15 protein-coding genes and 2 tRNA genes are annotated in these 21,728 nt (G+C 59.1%); 1 reads left to right on the forward strand and 16 read right to left on the reverse strand.

Features of this window, described 5'->3' with window-relative positions; all coding sequences use genetic code 11:
- Nucleotides 1-22: 22 nt before the first annotated feature.
- The 13 genes from AAFM46_RS14265 to AAFM46_RS14325 all read right to left on the reverse strand — a co-directional run bounded on the left by AAFM46_RS14265 (nt 23) and on the right by AAFM46_RS14325 (nt 16,259).
- Nucleotides 23-1,594 carry a Na+/H+ antiporter gene (locus tag AAFM46_RS14265; RefSeq protein WP_343318469.1) on the reverse strand — a complete coding sequence of 524 codons (1,572 nt, stop codon included), beginning with the start codon at nt 1,592-1,594 and terminating at the stop codon, nt 23-25.
- Nucleotides 1,595-1,603: 9 nt separating this feature from the next.
- Nucleotides 1,604-2,269 carry an NAD(P)H-binding protein gene (locus tag AAFM46_RS14270; RefSeq protein WP_343318471.1) on the reverse strand — a complete coding sequence of 222 codons (666 nt, stop codon included), beginning with the start codon at nt 2,267-2,269 and terminating at the stop codon, nt 1,604-1,606.
- Between the two features lie 158 nt (nt 2,270-2,427).
- Nucleotides 2,428-2,501, reverse strand: a tRNA-Met gene (locus tag AAFM46_RS14275).
- A gap of 63 nt (nt 2,502-2,564) precedes the next feature.
- Nucleotides 2,565-2,636, reverse strand: a tRNA-Thr gene (locus tag AAFM46_RS14280).
- A 286-nt stretch (nt 2,637-2,922) separates the two neighbouring features.
- Entirely contained in the window at nt 2,923-4,884 is a 1,962-nt protein-coding gene (locus AAFM46_RS14285) for a DEAD/DEAH box helicase (RefSeq protein WP_343318473.1), read from the reverse strand.
- 374 nt (nt 4,885-5,258) lie between these two features.
- Entirely contained in the window at nt 5,259-5,912 is a 654-nt protein-coding gene (locus tag AAFM46_RS14290; protein ID WP_343318475.1) for an MOSC domain-containing protein, read from the reverse strand.
- A 62-nt stretch (nt 5,913-5,974) separates the two neighbouring features.
- Nucleotides 5,975-7,444, reverse strand: a complete 1,470-nt coding sequence (locus tag AAFM46_RS14295; RefSeq protein WP_343318477.1) for an MFS transporter — start codon at nt 7,442-7,444, stop codon at nt 5,975-5,977.
- Nucleotides 7,445-7,641: 197 nt separating this feature from the next.
- Nucleotides 7,642-8,316, reverse strand: a complete 675-nt coding sequence (locus AAFM46_RS14300; protein ID WP_283529937.1) for a response regulator — start codon at nt 8,314-8,316, stop codon at nt 7,642-7,644.
- Entirely contained in the window at nt 8,313-10,889 is a 2,577-nt protein-coding gene (locus AAFM46_RS14305) for a DUF4118 domain-containing protein (protein WP_343318479.1), read from the reverse strand. Before AAFM46_RS14305 ends, AAFM46_RS14300 begins: the two co-directional genes overlap by 4 nt.
- A gap of 21 nt (nt 10,890-10,910) precedes the next feature.
- Nucleotides 10,911-11,492, reverse strand: coding sequence for a potassium-transporting ATPase subunit KdpC (kdpC, locus tag AAFM46_RS14310; protein ID WP_343318481.1), 582 nt, complete (start codon nt 11,490-11,492; stop codon nt 10,911-10,913).
- Between the two features lie 4 nt (nt 11,493-11,496).
- Nucleotides 11,497-13,611, reverse strand: coding sequence for a potassium-transporting ATPase subunit KdpB (gene kdpB, locus AAFM46_RS14315; protein WP_343318483.1), 2,115 nt, complete (start codon nt 13,609-13,611; stop codon nt 11,497-11,499).
- Nucleotides 13,608-15,263: a potassium-transporting ATPase subunit KdpA gene (gene kdpA / locus AAFM46_RS14320; protein ID WP_283529929.1), complete on the reverse strand. Its 1,656-nt coding sequence runs from the start codon at nt 15,261-15,263 to the stop codon at nt 13,608-13,610. The genes kdpB and kdpA overlap by 4 nt, the downstream gene beginning before the upstream one ends.
- 246 nt (nt 15,264-15,509) lie before the next feature.
- Nucleotides 15,510-16,259, reverse strand: a complete 750-nt coding sequence (locus AAFM46_RS14325; protein WP_283529924.1) for an SDR family oxidoreductase — start codon at nt 16,257-16,259, stop codon at nt 15,510-15,512.
- 99 nt (nt 16,260-16,358) lie between these two features.
- Between AAFM46_RS14325 and AAFM46_RS14330 the strand changes: the two genes are divergently transcribed.
- Entirely contained in the window at nt 16,359-17,759 is a 1,401-nt protein-coding gene (locus AAFM46_RS14330) for an amidohydrolase (RefSeq protein ID WP_343318486.1), read from the forward strand.
- Nucleotides 17,760-18,016: 257 nt separating this feature from the next.
- On the opposite strand, the gene AAFM46_RS14335 is transcribed toward AAFM46_RS14330, so the two are convergent.
- The 3 genes from AAFM46_RS14335 to AAFM46_RS14345 all read right to left on the reverse strand — a co-directional run bounded on the left by AAFM46_RS14335 (nt 18,017) and on the right by AAFM46_RS14345 (nt 21,701).
- Complete coding sequence (locus AAFM46_RS14335; protein WP_343320454.1) at nt 18,017-18,625, reverse strand: transglycosylase family protein; 609 nt, start codon at nt 18,623-18,625, stop codon at nt 18,017-18,019.
- Between the two features lie 477 nt (nt 18,626-19,102).
- On the reverse strand, nt 19,103-20,284 hold the full coding sequence (locus AAFM46_RS14340; RefSeq protein WP_343318488.1) for a cystathionine gamma-synthase: 1,182 nt from the start codon (nt 20,282-20,284) through the stop codon (nt 19,103-19,105).
- A 31-nt stretch (nt 20,285-20,315) separates the two neighbouring features.
- Nucleotides 20,316-21,701, reverse strand: a complete 1,386-nt coding sequence (locus tag AAFM46_RS14345; RefSeq protein ID WP_343318490.1) for a cystathionine beta-synthase — start codon at nt 21,699-21,701, stop codon at nt 20,316-20,318.
- Nucleotides 21,702-21,728 lie beyond the last annotated feature (27 nt).

Here is a 21,728-nt window from a genome sequence, read left to right on the forward strand (position 1 = left end):
GTTGACTCACAACTGGTGAGCGCTAGTCCGGCATGATCATGGTGCGCAGGTCAAGCTGACGTAGCACCCTGTCCGCTACTTCAGGATCCGTCTCCGGCTCATTGCGGGCCATCAGCACTTCCGTGCGAGCTGCGTCCAGAGCAATCGTCTGGACGGCAATAACAAGCTCACGGCCCCGCCTTCGACTCTCGTCTGCCCCGTCCTTGTGCAACTCGCTTTCCAACAATTCGGCGTGCAGCTGCTGCATCCGCGTCTTCACAAGAGCAGTCTTCTCCGGCGGCAGATTCGAGATTATTTTATTGTTTTTCAGGGCTGCGACAGCAGCTTCTTGAGCGCGCAGGGCCAGTAGTTTGGCTCCCTCACGTTCCTCCACGCCGTCGTCCGTTGCTTTCAGTGTCCTCATCAGCCACGGCAGCGTCAGTCCAGGCAGCACAAGCGTGCTCAGAAGTACTGCGCAGGCAACAACAATAATTTCATGCCGGCCCGGGAACGCCTCACCTGACGGCAGCACTGCGGGCAGCGCCAATGCCAAGGCCAGTGTGGCCAGCCCGCGCATGCCACACCAGGTAAGGATGATGACATCTTTGAAACTGGTGGGAGGGAGATCACCCTGCCGCTTCCTGGACAGCAACGCAGCCACGGCAAACCAGAGGAAGCGCACAACGATGACCAAAACACTGACCGCAATGGCCACCGGAAGCATGCCCAAAATCTCTGAGCCCTCAGCCCGAATAACCTCCCGAACTTCCAGCCCGACCAAACCGAAGGCGAGCCCTGTCACCAGCAGCTCCACCACGTCCCAGAAAGCGGCGCGGGTAACACGCTCGGTGGCGTCCTCCGCCCGAGCATGACGCTTGATCTCCAACGCCGTCACCACCACCGCAATGACACCAGAGGCCCATAGCTCTTCCGCCAGAAGATAAGCAGCAAACGGCACCACCAATGTCACCGCGCTGCGCGCCACGGAGGAGGTGATGAGTCTTGTAATCAGACCAGTTACCCAACCCATGAACATGCCAACCACAACCGCGATGGCTGCCCCCAGGAGGAACTTGCCAATGACGCCCAGCCCGAACGGCTGACCATCCATTGCCGCGGCCACGGCTGCTTGGAAGATCACGATTGCGGCTGCATCATTAAACAGGCCTTCACTTTGAAGCACTGTGCTGAGCCGGCGAGGCATATGCACCCGCCCCGCCACCGATTCCACAGCCACTGGATCTGGCGGTGCACACATGGCCCCCAGCGCAATAGCGGCCGGGATACCTATGCTTGGAATCAGCAACCATGCAATCCCTGCCACGAGTGCCGTTGACACGGCTATGAGCGCAACCGCGAGCATGAGAATGGTGCGCCAGCGGATCCGAAAGACAGCCCAAGAGCTCTTTTGTGCTGTGGCGAACAGCAGCGGTGGCAGGAAAATCGGCAGGATTAGTTCCGGATCAATCCGCAGGTCAGGAAACCCGGGAATGAACGTCAGTGCTCCAGCAACAATAAGCATCAGCACCGGATAGGGAAGTCTGAGTTTGTCCCCCACACCAACTGCTACGACAGTGGCGAAGAGAAGCCCGATGATGAGTATTAGCTGTTCCACGGAACTACTTTACGGGTTCAGAGCCTCATCAATTTCAGTTGTGCCATCAGTAAATTCAATGGTCCGCATGATCGTGTCCGGGCGCTGCAAGACAGCGGCGGCTACGAGGGCAACATTGCCCCGGGAAGTATCGTTCCCGGCAGAGGCGTCCCGCTCGGCAGCCGGTGTTGGATCAATCAAGGCCGTGGGTGCCTCCAGAGTCAGCGCTCCCGGGGCCAGAATGGTCCAAGCCAAAGCACTCGTTGAACGCAGCTTGGCATCTGCTGCCGCTTTAGCTTCGGCGTAAGCGAAGAAGCCATCCTCCGGCGGGACTCCGTGGTCTGGGCCAGCGCCCAGGTAGGAAACCATCAGATAGCGCTGAACCCCGGCTTCCACGGCAGCCTCCATCGTTGCGATCGCTGCATCTCGATCCACCGCGTAAGTACGTTCCGCTCCTCCGCCACCTGAGCCCGCAGACCAGATCACGGCGTCTTGGCCAACGAAGAGGTCGGTGAGTTCGGCAACTGAGGATGAGGCCACATCGTGCACAACAGGGGTTGCCCCGGACTCTGCAACATCGTCAATCTGGGCCGCGTTGCGAATCACTGAGGTGACCTCAAATCCCGCATCCTTTAGCATTGGCGCCAGTAGCAGGGCAATCTTTCCATGGCCGCCAACTATCAAGATCTTCTTCATTACTGCTCCTTGCTTTCAGGCTTTCAGATGAACCCTTTATCGGCAGCCTACGCCACCTCTCTGGCCGCTAGCTGGGCGAAGGATGTCTTAGCCCTTTGAGGGCAGCAAAAAACCCGCAATCTCTGACCAAAGGCCGGAAATTGCGGGTCTCGTCACTGTAGCGGCACCGGGACTCGATCCCGGGACCTCACGATTATGAGTCGTGCGCTCTAACCAACTGAGCTATGCCGCCATAAATAAGAACAGCCCGTGCCCCGCGGACAAAACCGTCTTGACACGAGCCTTCTCATTTGCGAGCCCCCCACCGGAATCGATCCGGTGACCTCGTTCTTACCAAGAACGCGCTCTACCACTGAGCTAGGGGGGCAACGAGAAAATACTTTACCAGTGCATTTGCCGGAAACGAAATCGAGGATTCACCAAACACCCGGCAAGAGATCACGGCTTCCCTTTTCACGTCAAAATAGCTGCAAAGCGGGTCAAAAAACCTGCTCAACACCCAAGACCACTGCGTTGGCAACAGCCTTCTAATGAATTACATCACAGCATCTTTGGGACAATATTTTGGGGAATATTGTGAGCAATATTTTGGGGAATGAAAGGGCCGGTTGCCATCGCTGACAACCGGCCCTCAACGCCTTAGAGCGTGGTTATTACCACTTGCCCTTGCTGTTGTAATTCGCTCCGCCTTCGTGGCGGGGGCGACGATCTCCGCCACCGTGGCCCGTGTGGCTCTGGCCACCGCGGTCAGCACCGAAGCTGCGATCGTCACGGTCCCTGTCGCCGCCACGGAATCCACCGCTGCGATCGCCGTCGAACTTCTTCTTGAAGCCGCCTTGACCGCGGTCATTGCGCTCTTCGCGGGCCTTGTAAGGGGCTCCGCCACCACCGCTGGACGGGCGACGGCCCTTGTCCAGCTCAAGGTTGATGAGCTCACCGCTGATGCGAGTCTTACTCAGTGCACGCCACTGGTCCTTGCTCAGCTCTGCCGGCAATTCAACCAAGGTGTGGTCGGCGCGGATATCGATGCCGCCGATCTGCGCGGAGGAAAGTCCACCTTCGTTGGCAATGGCGCCAACGATGGAACCGGGCATGACGCGCTGGCGGCGGCCTACCGAGATGCGGTAGGTGGCGTTGCCTTCGGTCAGGGTCCGGGTCGGGCCGCGGGAGCCGAAGCCATCCTTTGAGCGTTCCTTCTTCTGGTACTCCGGTGCAGCAGGGAGGTCATTGACTAGCAACGGCTGGTTACCCTGGGCCATAACGGCCAAGGCAGCAGCGATCTCCGAAGCAGGAACGTCGTGCTCCTGCTCGTAGGTGGCGATCAAGTCGCGAAACTTGGCAACATCCTGGCTTGCCAGAGTCTGCGTGATTTTCTCGGCAAACTTACCCAAACGCAGCGAGTTGATAGTCTCAGCAGAGGGTAGGTGCATCTGGTCAACCGGCTGACGTGTGGCCTTTTCAATGGCGCGCAGCAGGTACTTCTCACGCGGGGTCATGAACAAAATCGCGTCACCTGAACGGCCGGCACGACCCGTACGGCCAATGCGGTGGACGTAGGATTCGGTGTCATGCGGGATGTCGTAATTGATGACGTGAGTGATGCGCTCAACGTCAAGGCCACGGGCCGCAACATCGGTGGCAACCAAGACATCGATTTTGCCGCTGCGCAGTGCTTCGATGGTGCGCTCACGCTGCTGCTGCGGGATGTCACCATTGATGGCGGCGGCCTGGAAACCGCGTGCCTTCAACTTATCGGCCAAATCCTCAGTGGCCATCTTGGTGCGCACGAACGCGATGACGCCGTCGAACTCTTCAACTTCAAGCACACGTGTCAAAGCGTCAAGCTTGTGCGGGCCCATGACCTGCAAGTAACGCTGGCGGGTGTTCGCGCCCGTGGTGGTTTTGGATTTGACCGTGACCTCGGCCGGGTTGTTCAGGTATTGCTTGGAGATACGGCGGATCGCACCAGGCATTGTGGCGGAGAAGAGAGCAACCTGTTTCTCTGCCGGAGTCTGGGACAGGATCTGCTCAACGTCTTCAGCAAAGCCCATGCGCAACATCTCATCGGCTTCATCCAAAACCAGGTACTGCAGGTTTGACAGGTTCAAGGAACCCTTGGAAAGGTGGTCGATGACACGCCCTGGCGTACCAACAACAACCTGAGCACCGCGACGCAATCCTGCCAGCTGCGGACCGTAAGCCGAGCCACCGTAAACGGGCAGTACGGAGAAGTTTTCCATGTGCTTGGCGTAGGAGGTGAAGGCTTCAGCAACCTGAAGAGCCAATTCACGGGTAGGGGCCAAAACCAGAATCTGGGTGTCCTTGGTGGGGCCGTTGAGATCCATTAGCTCAGCCATACGAGACAGGGCAGGTACGGCGAATGCTGCCGTCTTACCGGTACCCGTCTGGGCCAGACCAACAACGTCACGGCCTTCAAGCAGCAACGGGATGGTTGCGGCCTGGATCGGTGACGGCTTCTCGTAGCCAACATCGCTCAGGGCAGACAGCACGCGGCCGTCAATACCCATCTCTGCGAAAGTCAATTCGTGCTTTTCCTCCGTGGCGGGGGAATCTTCAATCAAATTTTCGGGCATAGTCAGGATGTCCTCATTCATAGGGCCAGGCGGCTAGGAACGCCGCATTGGAGTAAAATCCAGCCGCTTCTCGGCATCCCGGGCAGGATCTTGCGCCATGTACACCGTGGGTACGGCTGCAAGTGAAGACCTAGATCAACACCGCATGGCGTTTCTTTGCCGGCAATCCCCTATGAGCACTACTTACCCGCTGAAAGATCTTGCGGGTCCCATACACTTCAGGCTCCTGCCTCAAAAATTGGGCAGAAAATAAAAAGGAGATACCGGAGTGGGGGATGTTTTAATTGTAGGCCATCCCTGCGCGCCGCGATACAGAGAAAGCTAAAGTGAGCCCGTGAGTTTCGGCACACCATCGCTGATCTGCATGATTGGTAGACCTGACGAGCGGAAATTCCCTATCGGAGCATCTTCTCGAACCGAGTGTAAAAATGTTTGGAGAGCGTTAGTTCGCCCGCGGCTTCCAAGCCCTGCAGCATCAGCACATCAGCCAGTGTGGGGTCGGCGAAAAACTTTCCTACAGTGATTCCGTGTTCCGGTACACGTTCAAGTACGACGGCGTCCCCCGCCTGTACTTTGCCATGTTCCAGCACGCGCAAATAAGTCCCAACGCGGCCCACCTGCGTGAAGCGTTTCACCCACTGCGGCTCATCCATGCGTTCGGCAAAAGTGGCGCATGGGACCCTCGGCGAAGTGACTTCCAAAAGTGCCTTGCCAATCCGCCACCGGGTACCAATCACGGCTTGGCTGGTTTCAACACCTTGGGTGCGCAAATTTTCGCCAAAGAGACCCGCAGGAATGGGCCGGCCCAACTCAACAGCCCAGTAGTCAGCGTCTTCTTGTGAGTACGCGTAGACGGCCTGATCCGGACCGCCGTGATGTTCGGTGTCCCCTTGAACATCACCAAATACACCAAACTTACGGATGCCAACGGGGCCCATGATGGTGCGCTTGTCGATGCCCGTGGCGCCAAATCCTGTCTTAGTGGTGATCAGCTGGTGTACTCGGCAAATGGCCAGCACTGAGCCGGTTTGTGGGGTCAAGAAAGTCATGGCCTAACTCTAGGGCAGCTCAGGTGCCGGACCCACAGTGATGAGTCCCGGCGTCGCACTTCCTAAGCGCCAACCAATGCTGCTGGCACCTCATCCGGGAGGTCTGACTCTGAAGCCCACCGAGGCAAGAACGACGCCGCGACAGAGGCCAGCACCATACCGGCGGCCATGACCCACATGGTGGAGGTGAAGCCGTCTATAAACACCGCCGACTGGCTGGTTGCGCCGCTACCCTCAAGCGCATCGAAGAAAATGGTGCCGATAATGGCCACACCCAGCGCCCCTGCCAGCTGGCTCGTGGTGTTAAAAAGACCCGACGCGCTGCCAGCAAATTTGGTGGGGACTTCAGAGAGCACAAAGATGCCCACCGGGGCCACCACCATGCCGAAACCCGCGCCACTAAGAGCCAGACCCGCAATCAGGTGCCACGGCGTCACAGTGCCGCCAACCCCTTGGACGGTGAAGATCAGCACCACAAAGCCGATGGCAACCACCAACGGGCCCAGCTGCAGGACAACCCGGCCGATCTTTCGAGCCAGGATCGCGGCAGAGATTCCAGCCAGAACGGGGACCATGATGGAGAACGGGATCATGGTAAGCCCGGCTTTCAGAATGGGGTATTCCAAACCGAGCTGCAGGAACAAAGTTTGGATCAGGAAGAAGCCGTTCATGGGGATGAAGAACAGGAACATCATGGCGATGCCTGCAGCAAACGGGCGGCTTTTGAACAGGGAAACAGCCACCAACGGCTCTTTTCCACGCTGTTCAGCACGGCGTTGCAGCAGCACGAAGCCCACCAGAACCAGTACACCCAACGCCATGGAAAGATACGTCCACACCGGCCAGCCTTCCTCACGTCCCATGGTGAGCGGATACAGGATCGCCATCATGCCCACGGCCAGAATGACGACGCCGGACAGATCTAGTTTGTGCCGCACAGGGGCAACCGATTCGGGCACGAACTTCACTGCGCAGATAACCGCGAAGATACACACGGGAACATTGACGAAGAAGATGGTGCGCCATCCCCAACCAAAGACGTCGGCATCGGTCAGGATGGCGCCCAAAATGGGTCCAGAAACCGCGGCAACACCCGCCAGTGCTGAGAATCCTGCCATTGCTCCGGCACGTTCGGAGGGTTTGTACATGACCTGCAGGCTGGAAAGCACCTGCGGGATCATGGCCGCTGATGCGAATCCTTGCAACGCGCGGGAGGCAATGAGCATTTCTGGGTTCATGGCTGCCCCGCACATCACCGAGGCAACGGTGAACGCTACAAGACCAATGATGAAGATCTTTTTGCGTCCGTAAATATCTCCCAAGCGGGATCCGGTAATCAGTCCTATCGCCAGTGCCAGCGTGTAGGAAGCCACCATCCATTGCAGCTCGGCGTTTTGGGCGCCAAGGGCACGCTCAATGTCAGGAAGAGCAACGTTGACGATGGTGGCATCGAGTAGTTCCATGAACGAGGCCATGAACAAAGAAATCAGGGCGATGGTACGTGCCTTGCCGATGGGCGGGGCAGATGTCATGCGGTGTCCTTCAAAGGGGGTGCGAAAAAGAGGCGCTACACCGGGTTGAGGTAACCATGAACTGTGCAGTGCGGCGTGCTCCAATTCTGCCATCTAATTTGTAGGCTTCGACTCCTGCGCACCGTTTCACTATGCTAGTGCCGCCACTGTGATCGCTGCGGCACCACAGTGGACCATGGTGCGCAGGAGTCGAAGCTTTACGGCGAAAAACGGTAACCCATCCCGGCTTCCGTCAATAAGTGCACAGGATTTGCCGGATCCCGCTCCAGTTTCCGTCGCAATTGCGCCATATAAACGCGCAGGTAATGAGTTTCCTTCGCATACGCCGGACCCCACACCTCAATCAGGATTTGCTGCTGGCTAACGAGCCGGCCGGGATTACGCACCAGCAACTCCAACACATTCCACTCAGTAGGAGTCATCCGCACAGCCTCGCCGCCACGATGCACCACCTTATTGGCAAGATCTACCGTGAATTCCGCCGCCTCAACAATCGACTCAGCCGTCGAAGGACCGGCCCGCCGCGTGGCAGCACGCACCCTGGCCAGCAGCTCATCGAGCCCGAACGGCTTCGTGACATAGTCATCGGCACCAGCATCCAGTGCCTGTACTTTGTCCTGCGAGCCGTGCCTGGCAGAGAGCACAATAATGGGCACCTCACTCCAGCCACGCAACCCGGCAATCACCTCTAGCCCGTCCATATCCGGCAATCCCAAATCAAGTACGACGACGTCAATCGCCTGGGTTTGGGCCGCCGCCAGCGCTGTGGTCCCGTTGGCAGCCGGAACAACCGTGTACCCGTGCGCGTGCAAGTTGATTTGCAGGGCTCGCAGGATCTGCGGTTCATCATCAACTATTAAGACAGTGGTCACAGCTGTTTCCTCACAGTGTTCTGGTGGTTCTCGTGACTGGGTGGTCTGGAAATTCCCGTGGAGAGCGGCATCCTGATGATCATGGTCAATCCGCCGCCGGGTGTTTGTTCGGCTTCCAGAACGCCACCCATAATTTCGGTGAAACCTTTGGCGACGGCCAGGCCCAGCCCAACACCGGTACCACCCTGTGGGCCGTAAGAGACGTCATCGAGCCGTTGAAAAGGCTTGAACATGGCCATAACATCGGCTGCGGGGACGCCCTTGCCATGATCCACTATGCGCAATTCGCTGGCCGGATGGCCGTTGATGGTGGCACTGCCGCTGCCACCTATGGAGCCAAGCACAGTGATGAAAGAGTCCGGAGCATACTTAACTGCGTTTTCAACGATATTGGCAATGACGCGTTCTAGGAGCCCCGGATCAGCCTCAATGGGTGGCATGTTCGCGGGTACTTCACTGTGGATCCGTTCTGATGGAAGGCCGTGCAACGCCACTGGCAGCACCTCCATCCACGTCACAGGTCCCGAGACAGGGTTGACCATTTCCGCGCTGAGCCGGGACATGTCCAAGAGGTTGCCAACCAAGGCATCCATTTTATCCGCGTAGTGCTCTATGGTTGCCAAAAGTTCGGCTTCATCTTCGGCACTAAAGCTCACCCCCGTTTGCCGCAGGCTACTCACCGAGAGTTTGATACCGGCCAAGGGGGTGCGCAGGTCATGGGATACGGCCCGCAGTACGGAGGTGCGAATCTTATTATCCTGGGAGAGCTGTTGGTTTTCTCGCTGTGTCAGAGTCAGTGCTTCCCGTTGTTCCAACGCCATCAGATGGGCGCCGAAAGCACTGAGCAGGCGGCGGTCGCTAGCTGGCAACACGCGGCCATTGAGCCCCAGCATCCACCGTTCAGAGATTTCTTCAACGTTCTCGGCGTCGTTGGGGGTAGCCGGCGGGTTCTCGCCCACGGAGGCGTCGGCTCGCCAGGTGGACAGATCACTGCCGGTGCCACTAAAAAGCACCACCGAGGTCATGGCGAAGTGATCGCGAACCTGACCTAGGAACACCTGGACGGTATCCTGGGAAGCCAAAATTCCGCGGGCCAATTCACTTAATGTAGCTGCCTCAGCCCCGGCGCGGATGGCTTCCCGCGAGCGCCGCGCGGATTGGTCAACGGCGAGCGCCACGGCCACCGCCACTAGGAGGAAGATGGCTAGGGCCAGAAGATTTTCGGGGTCGCTAATGGTCAGCGTTCCCACGGGTGGGGCCGAATAATAGTTTAGCAATAAGGTGCCCCAAACAGCTGCCACGATGGCTGGCCAGAGTCCGCCCACCAGGGCTACAGCAATGGCGGCGGCCAGTTGTATGACCATGGTGGTTTGCAGGCTCAGCGGCCCCGTGCCTAATTGCACCAAAATGGGCAGCACTGCGGCCAATACAAAGCCAAGGATTACCCGTTTTTTATTTAGTTTCCCGCGGTTGCGCATGCGCTTGGTGGTGGCACCGAGTGGGTGCGGAACCATGTGCACGTCGATGTCGCCGGCATTGCGCACCACCATGGCCCCAACTCCAGGCCGTGCCAAAAACCCCAGCAGTGGCTTCCGGCGAGAGGTGCCAATGACGATCTGGGTGGCCCCAACGTTGCGAGAGAATTCCAACAGGGCCTGCCCCGGATCATCCCCGCCCACGGAGTGATAGGTGCCGCCCAAGTCGGTGACGAGTTGGCGTTGAGTCTCCAAAGCGGCGGGGGCGTTCCCACTCACACCATCGGAGCGCGGGACATGCACCGCCAATAGCTCCCCACCACTGACCCGACTCAAGATCCTGGCGGCTCGGCGCAGTAGATACTCCCCCTCGGGACCGCCCGTTAAACCAACCACCACCCGCTCCCGGATGGGCCAACTGGTTTCAATCCCGTGGCTCTGGCGGTAATGCGCCACTCCTTCTTCGACCCGGTCTGCCAACCAAAGCAGTGCCAGTTCGCGTAGCGCTGTGAGGTTACCCAACCGGAAATAGTTGGCCAAGGCGGCATCGACCTTGTCGCTGGCATAGATATTTCCCACGCTGAGGCGTTGCCGCAACAGTTCCGGGGCAATGTCTACAAGCTCAATCTGCTCTGCTCGACGCACAATGTCATCGGGTACCGTTTCCTGCTGCCTTACCCCGGTGATGGTTTCCACCACGTCCCCCAAGGAAGCAAGGTGCTGGACGTTCAGTGTTGAGTAGACATCAATCCCGGCGGCTAGTAACTGCTCCACATCCTGCCAGCGTTTAGCGTTGGCAGATCCTGGCACGTTGCTATGGGCATACTCATCCACCAGCGCCAGTGCCGGGCGCCGCGCAAGGAGGGCCGCGACGTCGAGCTCCTGGAAGTCCGCGTCCCGGTAGGCAATACACACAGTGGGTAACACCTCAAGGTCATGGACTTGGGCCCGGGTTTGGGCCCGGCCGTGGTCCAGGATGATGCCCGCCACCACGTCCACCCCTGCCGCAGACTGGGCGCGACCTTCCTCCAGCATGGTGTAGGTTTTGCCCACACCGGGTGCCGCGCCCAGAAAAATCCGTAATATGCCCCGTGCCATAACGCTTATTCTCGCAGTACCTTAGGGATTGCTCCGCGCCTTGAGTAGCGCGGCGTTCAACGTGGTGGTGTTGACCGAAGGCTGACCCAGGAAACCCAACACACCATTGTTGGTGTTTTCCCGGATCAGCTCACCCACCGCGGGCTCGCCCAGCCCTGTTGCTTTAGCTACCCGAGGCAGCTGCATCTGCGCATTGGCCACCGAAATGTGCGGATCCAATCCGGAGCCACTGGCCGTCAGCGCATCAAGGGGAATGCTCTTAGATACAACGTTTTCCCGTGCAGCCACCTCAACAGTGGTAGCAGCCAGGGCCTCCACCAGTGCTGGTTGATTGGGCCCGAAGTTACGCGGTGAGGACCCGGCCGCATCCCATTGGACAGCGGAGGGACGGGGGTAGAAGAATTCATCTCCCGTGACGGGCTGGGCAAGCAGTGAAGAGCCCGCAGCTTTCCCATCCACGCTGACAAGTGAACCGTTGGCTTGTGCGGGAGCAATGAGCTGTCCTAGCCCGAAGACCAGGGCAGGGTAGGCCAGACCCAAAATGAGTGTGGCACACAGCAGGAATCGCAAAGCGGTTAATAGTTGGCGTCCATAGGCGTACATAGTGCTAACCAATCGTTGGGAAGGCAGAAAGAACAAGGTCAATGGCTTTGATGCCGATGAACGGGGCAATCATGCCGCCCAATCCGTACACCAGCAGGTTCCTAGACAGCGCCTGAGCGGCGGACACCGCCCGGTATTTGACCCCGCGCAACGCCACCGGCACCAGCAGGACAATAATGAGGGCGTTGAAAATCACGGCGGAGAGAATGGCGCTCTGCGGGGAGGAGAGTCCCATGATGTTCAAAAGCCCCAGCCCTGGGAACGTGGCCGCGAACAAGGCCGGAACAATGGCAAAATACTTCGCCACATCATTGGCCACCGAGAACGTGGTCAAGGAACCACGGGTGATCAGCAACGCCTTTCCGATGCCCACAATGTCGATCAGCTTGGTGGGATCGGAATCCAGGTCCACCATGTTGGCCGCTTCCTTGGCTGCACTGGTGCCTGAATTCATGGCCACCCCCACATCCGCGGCTGCCAGCGCCGGGGCATCGTTGGTGCCGTCCCCTGTCATTGCCACCAGCCGCCCGGACTCCTGCTCGGCTTTGATGACGGCAAGCTTGTCCTCCGGGGTGGCCTCGGCCACAAAGTCATCCACGCCGGCCTCGGCCGCAATGGCCGCCGCCGTGATCTTGTTATCCCCGGTGATCATGATGGTTTTGATGCCCATGGCCCGCAGCTCGGCGAACCGCTCCTTCATGCCGGGTTTAACCACATCCGCTAAGTGAATGACACCCAGAACCTGAGCGCGCTCGCCGTCATAGCTGGCCACCAGCAGCGGAGTGCCACCAGTGCCGGAAATAGTCTCTACAGCCTGTTGCACTTCAGCTGGCAGCCGCCCGCCGCGCTCGCTGACATAGTGTTCGACGGCGGATCCGGCCCCTTTGCGGACCTCCCGGACAGTGGTGCCAGGGTTGGCCAGGTGGCCTACTGGCAGGTTCAGCCCGCTCATGCGAGTCGTGGCGCTGAATTCAATGATTTCAACGTCGGCACTCAGCGCCTGTGTGGCGCCGATTCCACCAGCCGCAACTCCTTCAGCCTCCCCATCGGCCAGTTCCACAATGGAGCGGCCCTCGGGGGTTTCATCGGCCAAAGAAGACAACCTGGCGGTTTCGATCAGCTCGCTGGCGCTCACACCACTGGCGGCAATAAATGCCACTGCGCGGCGATTTCCGTACGTGATGGTGCCGGTCTTATCCAGCAACAAGGTGGTCACATCGCCGGCTGTTTCCACGGCCCGCCCAGAGGTGGCCAGCACATTGCGTTGGATGAGCCGGTCCATGCCGGCTATACCGATAGCCGGCACCAACGCCCCAATGGTGGTGGGAATCAGGCAGACCACCAGGGCTACCAAGACCACAGGGCTTGGCAGCGCATCGGCGAACGCCGCCATGGGTGCCAAGGTCATAATGGCCACAACGAACACGATGGTCAGCGAGGCCAAGAGTACGTTCAGGGCAATCTCGTTGGGTGTTTTTTGCCGGGTGGCGCCCTCCACGAGGGAGATCATCCGGTCCAAAAACGTTTTGCCGCTGGCTGCATTAATGCGAACCACAATCCTGTCCGAGAGCACCATGGTGCCGCCGGTGACCGAACTCCTGTCCCCGCCAGATTCACGGATCACAGGTGCTGATTCACCCGTGATGGCGGATTCATCAACGCTGGCCAGGCCCTCAATGACGTCACCGTCGCTGGGGATCAACTCCCCGGCAACAACAATCACTATGTCCCCCACCACCAGATCGGTGCCGGGGACCATTTCTTCGCTGTACTGTGGCTCTTCCCCTGCCAACTGGCCGGCGGGCACCAAAGCCGAGCTCCGGCGTCGTGCCATGACTGAGCTGCGGGCTGAACGCAGGCTGTCTGCCTGCGCCTTGCCACGGCCCTCGGCGATGGACTCGGCCAGGTTTCCGAACAGCACGGTCAGCCACAACCAGACCGTGACACTGATGGAAAACACTGCCGTGGAGGAACCCAGGACGAGCTGTTGGATACTCACCGCGGTGCACAAGAAGGAACCGATGAGCACAGTGAACATCACCGGGGAATGGATCATGAGGCGGGGGTTGAGCTTGCGGAACGCCAGGGGCAGAGCCGCGCGGAGGGTGGTCAGGTTCATTTCAGCAGTCCTTCAGCAGCCGGGCCCAAGGCGAGCGCCGGGAAGTAGGTGAGTGCGGTGAGGATCAGTACGATCCCGCCAAGCAGCACCGCAAAGAGGGGGCCGTGCGTGGCGAGGGTGCCGGCAGTAGTGGGGATTTTGCGTTGTTTGGCGAAGGAACCGGCCAGGGCCAGCACCAGGGCGATCGGCAGGAACCGGCCAAAGAACATGGCCAGTGCCAACATGGTGGCCAATGCCGGTCCGGAGCTGGTGATGCCCCCAAAGGCGGAGCCGTTATTGTTCGCGGCCGAGGTGAAGGCGTACAGCACCTCGCTGAAGCCATGCGGGCCTTCGGCGGGTGCGGCGGCGGCGAGCGCAGGAATGGAGACGGTGATGGCCGTACCGAGCAACACCAGGGTTGGTGTCACCAGAATGTACACCGCCACCAGCTTCATTTGCCCGGCGCCAACTTTTTTGCCCAGCATTTCCGGGGTTCGTCCCACCATGAGTCCGCCAATGAAGACGGCCACTACTGAGAGCACCAACAGCCCGTACAGTCCCGAGCCCACGCCGCCGGGAGCAATTTCTCCCAGCATCATGTTCACCATGGCCAGTCCGCCGGCCAAGGGCGGCAGGGAGTCATGGGCGGCATTGACGGCCCCGGTTGAAGTCAGCGTGGTGGCGGTGGCGAACAATGCTGTGCCGTTGGCGCCGAACCGTTGCTCAATGCCTTCACCAACGCTGGTTCCGGTGCCTGCGAAGGCGGCAAGTGCCCAGCCCATCAGCGCTGTGGAAATGAGCCAGAAGGCGGCCATGACGGTAAGTAGCGTGTAGCCCTGGCGTTTATCGCCCACCATGCGCCCGTACATGGCCGGCAAGGAGAACGGGATCAGTAAGATCAAGAACACCTCAAAGAGGTTGCTGAGCGCATTGGGGTTTTCAAAGGGGTGGGCGGAGTTGGCGTTGAAGTAGCCGCCGCCATTGGTGCCCAGGAGCTTAATAACTTCCTGCGAGGCCACGGGCCCGCCCGGGACAGTCTGCTGAGCACCGGTAACCAGGGTGTGGATGTCGGTGCCGCCCCAGTTTTGCACAACCCCTGTGATGATCAGCACCACTGCGCCAATGATGCTGATGGGCAGTAGCACTCTGAGTGCGCCGCGGGTCAGATCCACCCAAAAGTTCCCTAGATTGGAAGTTTGGGCCCGCACGAGTCCGCGGATCAGCGCTACCACCACTGCGAGTCCGACGGCGGCGGAGAGGAAGTTCTGCACGGCCAGCCCCAGCATCTGCACACCGAAGCCCAGCGTGGTTTCCGGTGCGTACGTCTGCCAGTTGGTGTTGGTCACAAAGGATACGGCCGTGTTCATGGCAACCCACGGATCAACGGACCCCAGGCCCTGGTTGAACGGAAGCACCCCTTGGAGCAGTTGGAAGGAAAATAACACCACAATGGAGACGATGCTAAAGGCCAGCAGCGAGCGCAGGTAAATCTTCCAATGCTGATCTGCGTGAGGGTCCACGCCTGCCAGTTTGTATAAGCCACGTTCCATGACGAAGTGCTTGTGACTACTAAATGTTGCAGCTAAATATTTTCCCACCGGTTGGTGCAAGGCACCGAGGGCCACTATTAAAATGACCACTTGGGTGGCCAGCGCAAAAGCATTGAGTTCCATGGCGGCGTTCACCACTTCTCAGGTCGAATGAGCGCCGTGAGCAGGTATGCCAGCAGTCCCAGCCCCACCAACCCAAGGATTATCCACGTCAGCAATTCCACAGCCAGCTCTCTTTCACAATGTGCGTTGATGTCTGGATCCATCGCACACCCGATTTGCCGCCGTGGGGGGCTTTTTTACGCCTTCTTAACGCTGGGGCACCGCTTCTTGATACGTTCCTGACGAGCACCCCCAGCTAGCCAGCACCTAAGCGCTGAAACCACCATCTGCCTTGATCAGCTGGCCACTGACCCAGCGTCCGGCCGGCGAGAGCAGGAACGCCGCGATCGGAGCTACATCTGCCGGGGTGCCAAGCCGTCCGCCGGGCTGCAGTGCTGTTAACTCAGTACGGGTGGGGCCATCCATCCAGCCGGTGTCCACAGGTCCTGGGTTCAGCACATTGGCACTGATACCCCGGTTTCCCAGTTCACGGGCAGCAGCAATAATGATCCTGTCCAACGCACCTTTCGATGCCCCATACGGAAGGTTAAACGCTGTGTGGTCACTTGTCAGCGCCACCACAGCTCCGCCGTCGTCCGGGACTTGGTGGGCGAAAGCGGCAACCAACTGCCAGCTAGCCCGAGTATTGACGGCAAAATGGCGTTCGAAGCTCTCCAACGATGTCTGCAGTATCCCGGAGTCAACGGATTCGCTGTGCGAGAGCACCATCCCCGTCAGCGGCCCGGCTTCCGAAGCGATCCTCGCCATGAGAGTCTCAACTGCGGTGGGGTCCGTCAAGTCCGCCGGAATCCCCCACACCTTGGCGCCAGCAGACTCAAGCTCCGCCGTGAGCATGCCGACGTCGCCATGCGCCGTTCCCCACGGCATGCGCTCGTCATAAGCCTGCCAATAGCTAAGGACAAGGTCCCATCCCTCAGCTGCCAAGGCCCTGGCAATGCCCGCCCCGATCCCAACGTTGCGGCCCACACCTGTAATTAACGCGGTTTTCTTGTCCATCATCTCAGCCTATGCCTGCGCCTCGGACCGCGGAGCCCGCTCTGCGTAAAATACGCGGTAGCTTGGAAGAGTCCACCCCACGCCACATGAAAGGCCGCCATGAGCAGCTCACAGCCAGCACCCAAACCCGGTTTCATCCCAGGCCGCGTCACCCGGAGGGCGGCTGCTCCGGCAGGAAAACCAGGCTCAGCGGCTTTAAAGACCGGCATTTCAGCGGCCCCCACACCTAACCGTGGTGGCAAGAAACCTGTTCCAGCTGGAAAAAAGACTCCCGACACCGCCACTATTAGCGCCGCGATCCGGGAAGCCGCTGCTGCTGCAAAAAAGCGTGTTCTAGCCATCACCAACGCACATGTGGTGCCGGTAGAAGGCGATCCCTTCAACGGCACACTGTTGGTGGAAAGCGGCAAGATTCTGGCCTTGGGCGCATCCGTACAGGTCCCGGACGGCGCCGATGTGCTCGATGCCAAGGGCCAATGGCTGCTGCCCGGCTTCATCGACGCACATGTCCACCTAGGCATGCACCCGGAAGGTGAAGTCTCTTCCACCAGCGATGTGAATGAAATGACGGATCCGGTCATGGCAGCGGTGCGGGCCATTGACGCCGTTGACCCTTTCGACCCCGGCTTTGACGATGCCCTTGCTGGCGGTATCACCACTGTCAACGTCAACCCCGGCTCTGGGAATCCGATAGGCGGCCTGGCAGTAGCGATGCATACGCACGGCCGGTATATCGAAGAAATGGTGTTGCGCTCCCCCAGCGGCCTAAAATCCGCGTTGGGTGAGAATCCCAAGAATGTTTATGATGAGAAGAAGAAAACTCCTTCCACCCGTTTGGGCACGGCGCTAGTGATCCGGCAGGCGTTTATGGCCGCACAGAACTGGCTGGCCCTGCCTGAGCCGCGGCCTCGGGACGCGCATATGGAAGCACTGGCCATGGTTCTGCGCCGTGAGATTCCCTGGCGTCAACATTGCCACCGAGCCGACGACATTGCTACAGCCATCCGGCTGGCTGATGAGTTTGGCTACGATCTTGTCATTGACCATGGCACTGAAGCCCACGTGTTGGGTGATGTTCTGGCCAAACGGGGTACCCCTGTGCTGATTGGTCCGCTGTTCACCACTAAGTCCAAACCGGAGCTACGCGCCCGGTCCATTGCGAATCCCGGAAAACTGGCAGAGGCTGGTGTTGAAATTTCCATCATTACCGACCACCCTGTTGTGCCTATCAACTTCCTGGCCCACCAAGCAAGTTTGGCGATCAAAGAGGGCCTGGATAGAACAACGGCGCTGAATGCCATCACCATCAACCCCGCAAAGGTTCTGGGCTTGGCAGAGCGGGTTGGCTCATTGCAGGTTGGCAAGGACGCGGACTTGGTCCTGTGGAGTGGGGACCCGCTAGATGTGATGCAACGGGCGCTGCAGGTCTTCATTGGTGGCAAACCGGTATACAAGTACGACGACGTGAGGCAACTGGGCGTCACAGCACCGCGGGTGTAACTTCCGCAGCGGGTGAAACTTCCGCAGGCACCGACTGCCCCTGCCAGCCGGTCTCCCAGCCTGCCAGCCCTAACCACAGAACCGGCCCGTGGCCAAGGCCCTATGCCCCGCATTGTAGCGGCGGATAGGGGTTCTTGGTCACGGGCCGGTGTTGTTTAACCTGTTGTTTGCGGGCTGGGCCCACACTCCTGGAACTCACGTAGCTCTTTTGATTTACGCAGGCTATTTAATGCGCAAAAGCTCAGCGATTACTAGGGTTATGCCGGAAGCTGCAGAACCGCTCCGGTGAAGATGAGGTCAGGGTGGATAACGGTGCCTGCGTTGGCTTGGAAGAGCGTCTCCCAGCCACCGTCGATGCCCAGCTTGTCGGCGATGCTCGCCAAGGTGTCACCGGATTCGATGGTGTAGCTCTCCCCGCTCAGGGCAATCTGGACCGGGGCAGGTGCCTGTGCAACTGGAGCCTGAGCAACAGGGGCCTGCTGGACGTACGTCTCAACGGGAACCTGCTGCTGGGGTACGATCTCCCCGGACTGCGCGGCTACGGGTGCTGGTGCTGCGGGCACTGCGGCAGGCGAATATGCGGCTCCGCCCCCGCCGCTAAGTCCCAACTGTGCGGCGCAAGAGGGCCATGCGCCCCAACCCTGACCGGCTTGAACGTTCTCAGCAACAGCGATCTGCTGCGCCCGTGTGGCATTTTCCGGAGCGCCAGCTCCACCAAAGGCGGCCCAGGTGCTGGGCGTGAACTGCAGTCCACCGGAGAATCCGTTGCCGGTGTTGGTGGCCCAGTTTCCGCCACTTTCACACTGTGCCAGTGCGTCCCAAGTACCGCCGTCTGCGGCGTTAGCTCCGGTTCCAGCTACTGCCATGCCGCCACCCACGAGGGCACCTACTGCTAGTACGCGGCCAAAATTTCGTGCCAATTTAATATTCTTCATCGATGCGCTCTCCCAAAGGCCACCGCGCGCTCCATCCGTCCCCGGACATCTGTGCACCACCGTCCAACCTGTAAATATGGAGGTTGTTTCCGTGACCTGCCGCATGACGGTGTTCGGTGTGGGCAGGTCCGGGCAATCGTGGCCACCAAAGAACGCGGCCTGTCCAAAAGGACATGTCTAACAGTAAGTCGAAACCAAATCGATATGCAAATCAGGTATCTGTTACCTTCTTGTCATATATTTTAACAGGTTCATGGTGTATGCACTTTTATTGTCGATATCAGGTTGGGGTGCAGCGTGGACCCATTATGACCGCCAAAACCCTGTTGAGGTTGGAGATGATGACACCCCATCGTTCCTCCTGGGTGTCATCATCTCCAACCTCAACAGGGCGGGGCTGTCAGGGGCTTAGTTCAGGGTGTTCAGCGCCTGATCCAAGTCCGCTATCAAGTCTGCAACGTCCTCGATGCCAACAGAGAGACGAATCAAATTCTCCGGCACGGCCAGCTCGGTGCCTTTCACCGATGCATGGGTCATCTCCGAGGGGTAGTTCATCAGCGATTCAATCCCACCCAATGACTCAGCCAAGGTAAATACGTGGGTGGATTCCGCCACTTGGCGTGCCGCCTTTTCACCACCCTTGAACTGAACAGAGATCATGCCACCAAAGCCGCGCATTTGACGGGCCGCCAACTCGTGTCCGGGGTGACCGGGCAGTCCGGGATACAGCACGCGCTCTACTTCAGGACGCGTGCTCAGCCACTCCGCTACGGCCTGCGCGTTGGAGCAATGCCTGTCCATTCGCACGCCAAGGGTCTTCAACCCCCGAGTTGTCAACCAGGCTTCCATTGGCGCGGACACGGCACCTACGGCAAACTGCACAAACCCGATCTTCTCTGCAGCTTCCGCGTCAGAGAGAATAACGGCGCCACCGCAGGCATCCGAGTGCCCACCGATGTATTTAGTTGTCGAGTGCACCACAATGTCTGCTCCCAGCGAGAGCGGATTCTGCAGATAAGGAGAAGCGAACGTGTTATCCACCACCAGCAGCGCGCCAACACCGTGAGCCGCCTCGGCAAGTGCGGAAATATCGGTGATCTTCATCATCGGGTTCGAGGGTGTTTCCACCCAAATCATCTTTGTTGCACCCTCTGGCCCGCCAGCACCAACGGCGGCAGCCAACGCGGCGCCGTCGTTCATATCCACAACAGAATTACTGATTCCCCAGACAGAAAGGACCCTGCTGATGAGCCGGTACGTTCCGCCGTAAACGTCATTGCCCATGACAATATGATCGCCGGGGAGCAACAGCGCACGGATCAACGCATCCTCCGCGGCGAGGCCGGATGCAAAGCTGAACGCGAACTCGCCACCCTCCAGTGCCGCGAGCTGTGCCTGCAGGGCATCCCGGGTGGGATTGGTACCACGGCCATATTCGTAACCATTGCGCAGCTTGCCGATCCCATCCTGGGCAAAGGTAGTGGTTTGGTACAGCGGCGGAATAACAGCTCCGGTGGTGGGATCCGGGGTCTGCCCCGCATGCACCGCGCGGGTGTTAAATCCTGTGGAGTCCGAGTGTGGATTGGACATTAAATGCTCCTTAAAGCCAGTCGTTGAGTTATCAATCGTTGAGGTAATTGAGCAGGTCATGGCGGGTCAGCACACCCACGGGGGCGCCCACAAATGTGACCATCAGCGCATCCACAACCTCTAATTTGTTGCGCGCGGCGGAGATCGGCTCCAACGAACCGATGATGGGCAGGCGGGCCTGCATGTGTTCGGTTATTTTGTCAGTCATTTTGGCTTCGTGCCGGAATAACTTGCCAGTCAGTGTGCGCTCATCAACCGAACCAATAACTTCACCCATGACAACAGGGGGCTCGGCGGAAAGCACGGGGATCTGCGAGACACCATATTCGGCCATGAGATTAATGACATCACGCACTGTTTCATTAGGATGGATATGTACTAATTCGGGCAATCCGCCGGTCTTGGTTTGCAGGATATCTCCGATGGCGGGTTCATCCGAGACCTTCAAGAAACCGTAGGATTGCATCCATTTATCGTCAAAGATCTTAGCCAGATACCCGCGCCCGCTGTCAGGTAGAAGAACAACAATAACGGCCTCCGGCCCCAGCTCCTTGGCAACGGCCAGAGCCGCAACCACCGCCATGCCGGACGAGCCGCCCACGAGCAGGCCCTCCTCGCGAGCCAGGCGCCGGGTCATGGCGAAGCTGTCATTGTCAGTCACAGCGATGATCTTGTGCGGTACCAAGGGATCATAGGAGGCCGGCCAGATGTCCTCCCCCACACCTTCCACAAGATATGGCCGCCCGGTGCCGCCTGAGTACACAGAGCCCTCGGGGTCCGCGCCAATGATCTGAACTTCACCGCCATGGGCCTCGGGGCGATCCTTGGAAGCTTCGCGCAGGAAACGTCCTGTTCCAGAGATGGTGCCCCCTGTCCCCACTCCGGCCACGAAGTGCGTGAGCTTTCCTTCGGTGTCGCGCCAGATTTCGGGCCCGGTAGTCTCGTAGTGGCTAAGGGGCCCGTTGAGGTTTGAGAATTGATCTGGCTTGTAAGCGCCCGGAATTTCCTTTACTAGCCGGTCAGAAACCCCGTAGTAGGACTGCGGGCTGTTGGCAGCGACCGCCGACGGGGTAACGACCACCTGTGCACCGTAGGCCCGCAAAACGGCACGTTTGTCCTCGCCCACCTTGTCCGGAACCACAAACGTGCAGTTGTAGCCCCGAGCTTGGGCAACCATCGCCATAGCAACGCCGGTGTTCCCGCTCGTAGGCTCAACCACTGTGCCACCTGGGCCAATTTTGCCCTCTTTCGCGGCCTCGTCAAGCATTTTGACGGCGATCCTGTCCTTGGCCGAGCCACCAGGATTCATGTATTCAAGCTTCACCAGAATGGTTGCTTGAATACCGTCGGTGACCTTGTTCAGCTTGACCAGCGGTGTATTGCCAATAAGGTCCAAGACGGAATTCGCATACTTCATATATCCAAACGTAGACCCCTGCCAGAT

It is taken from the genome of Arthrobacter sp. TMP15, assembly GCF_039529835.1.
GTDB lineage: Bacteria > Actinomycetota > Actinomycetes > Actinomycetales > Micrococcaceae > Specibacter.

What these genes read in the sequence shown, in the direction of transcription:
- AAFM46_RS14325 (WP_283529924.1), bottom strand. Translation starts at nt 16,259, where the DNA reads ATGGACAAGAAAACCGCGTTAATTACAGGTGTGGGCCGCAACGTTGGG.
- AAFM46_RS14285 (WP_343318473.1), bottom strand. Translation starts at nt 4,884, where the DNA reads ATGAATGAGGACATCCTGACTATGCCCGAAAATTTGATTGAAGATTCC.
- AAFM46_RS14295 (WP_343318477.1), bottom strand. Translation starts at nt 7,444, where the DNA reads ATGACATCTGCCCCGCCCATCGGCAAGGCACGTACCATCGCCCTGATT.
- AAFM46_RS14290 (WP_343318475.1), bottom strand. Translation starts at nt 5,912, where the DNA reads ATGACTTTCTTGACCCCACAAACCGGCTCAGTGCTGGCCATTTGCCGA.
- AAFM46_RS14330 (WP_343318486.1), top strand. Translation starts at nt 16,359, where the DNA reads ATGAGCAGCTCACAGCCAGCACCCAAACCCGGTTTCATCCCAGGCCGC.
- AAFM46_RS14345 (WP_343318490.1), bottom strand. Translation starts at nt 21,701, where the DNA reads ATGAAGTATGCGAATTCCGTCTTGGACCTTATTGGCAATACACCGCTG.
- AAFM46_RS14335 (WP_343320454.1), bottom strand. Translation starts at nt 18,625, where the DNA reads ATGGCAGTAGCTGGAACCGGAGCTAACGCCGCAGACGGCGGTACTTGG.
- AAFM46_RS14305 (WP_343318479.1), bottom strand. Translation starts at nt 10,889, where the DNA reads ATGGCACGGGGCATATTACGGATTTTTCTGGGCGCGGCACCCGGTGTG.
- kdpC (WP_343318481.1), bottom strand. Translation starts at nt 11,492, where the DNA reads ATGTACGCCTATGGACGCCAACTATTAACCGCTTTGCGATTCCTGCTG.
- kdpA (WP_283529929.1), bottom strand. Translation starts at nt 15,263, where the DNA reads ATGGAACTCAATGCTTTTGCGCTGGCCACCCAAGTGGTCATTTTAATA.
- AAFM46_RS14340 (WP_343318488.1), bottom strand. Translation starts at nt 20,284, where the DNA reads ATGTCCAATCCACACTCGGACTCCACAGGATTTAACACCCGCGCGGTG.
- AAFM46_RS14270 (WP_343318471.1), bottom strand. Translation starts at nt 2,269, where the DNA reads ATGAAGAAGATCTTGATAGTTGGCGGCCATGGAAAGATTGCCCTGCTA.
- kdpB (WP_343318483.1), bottom strand. Translation starts at nt 13,611, where the DNA reads ATGAACCTGACCACCCTCCGCGCGGCTCTGCCCCTGGCGTTCCGCAAG.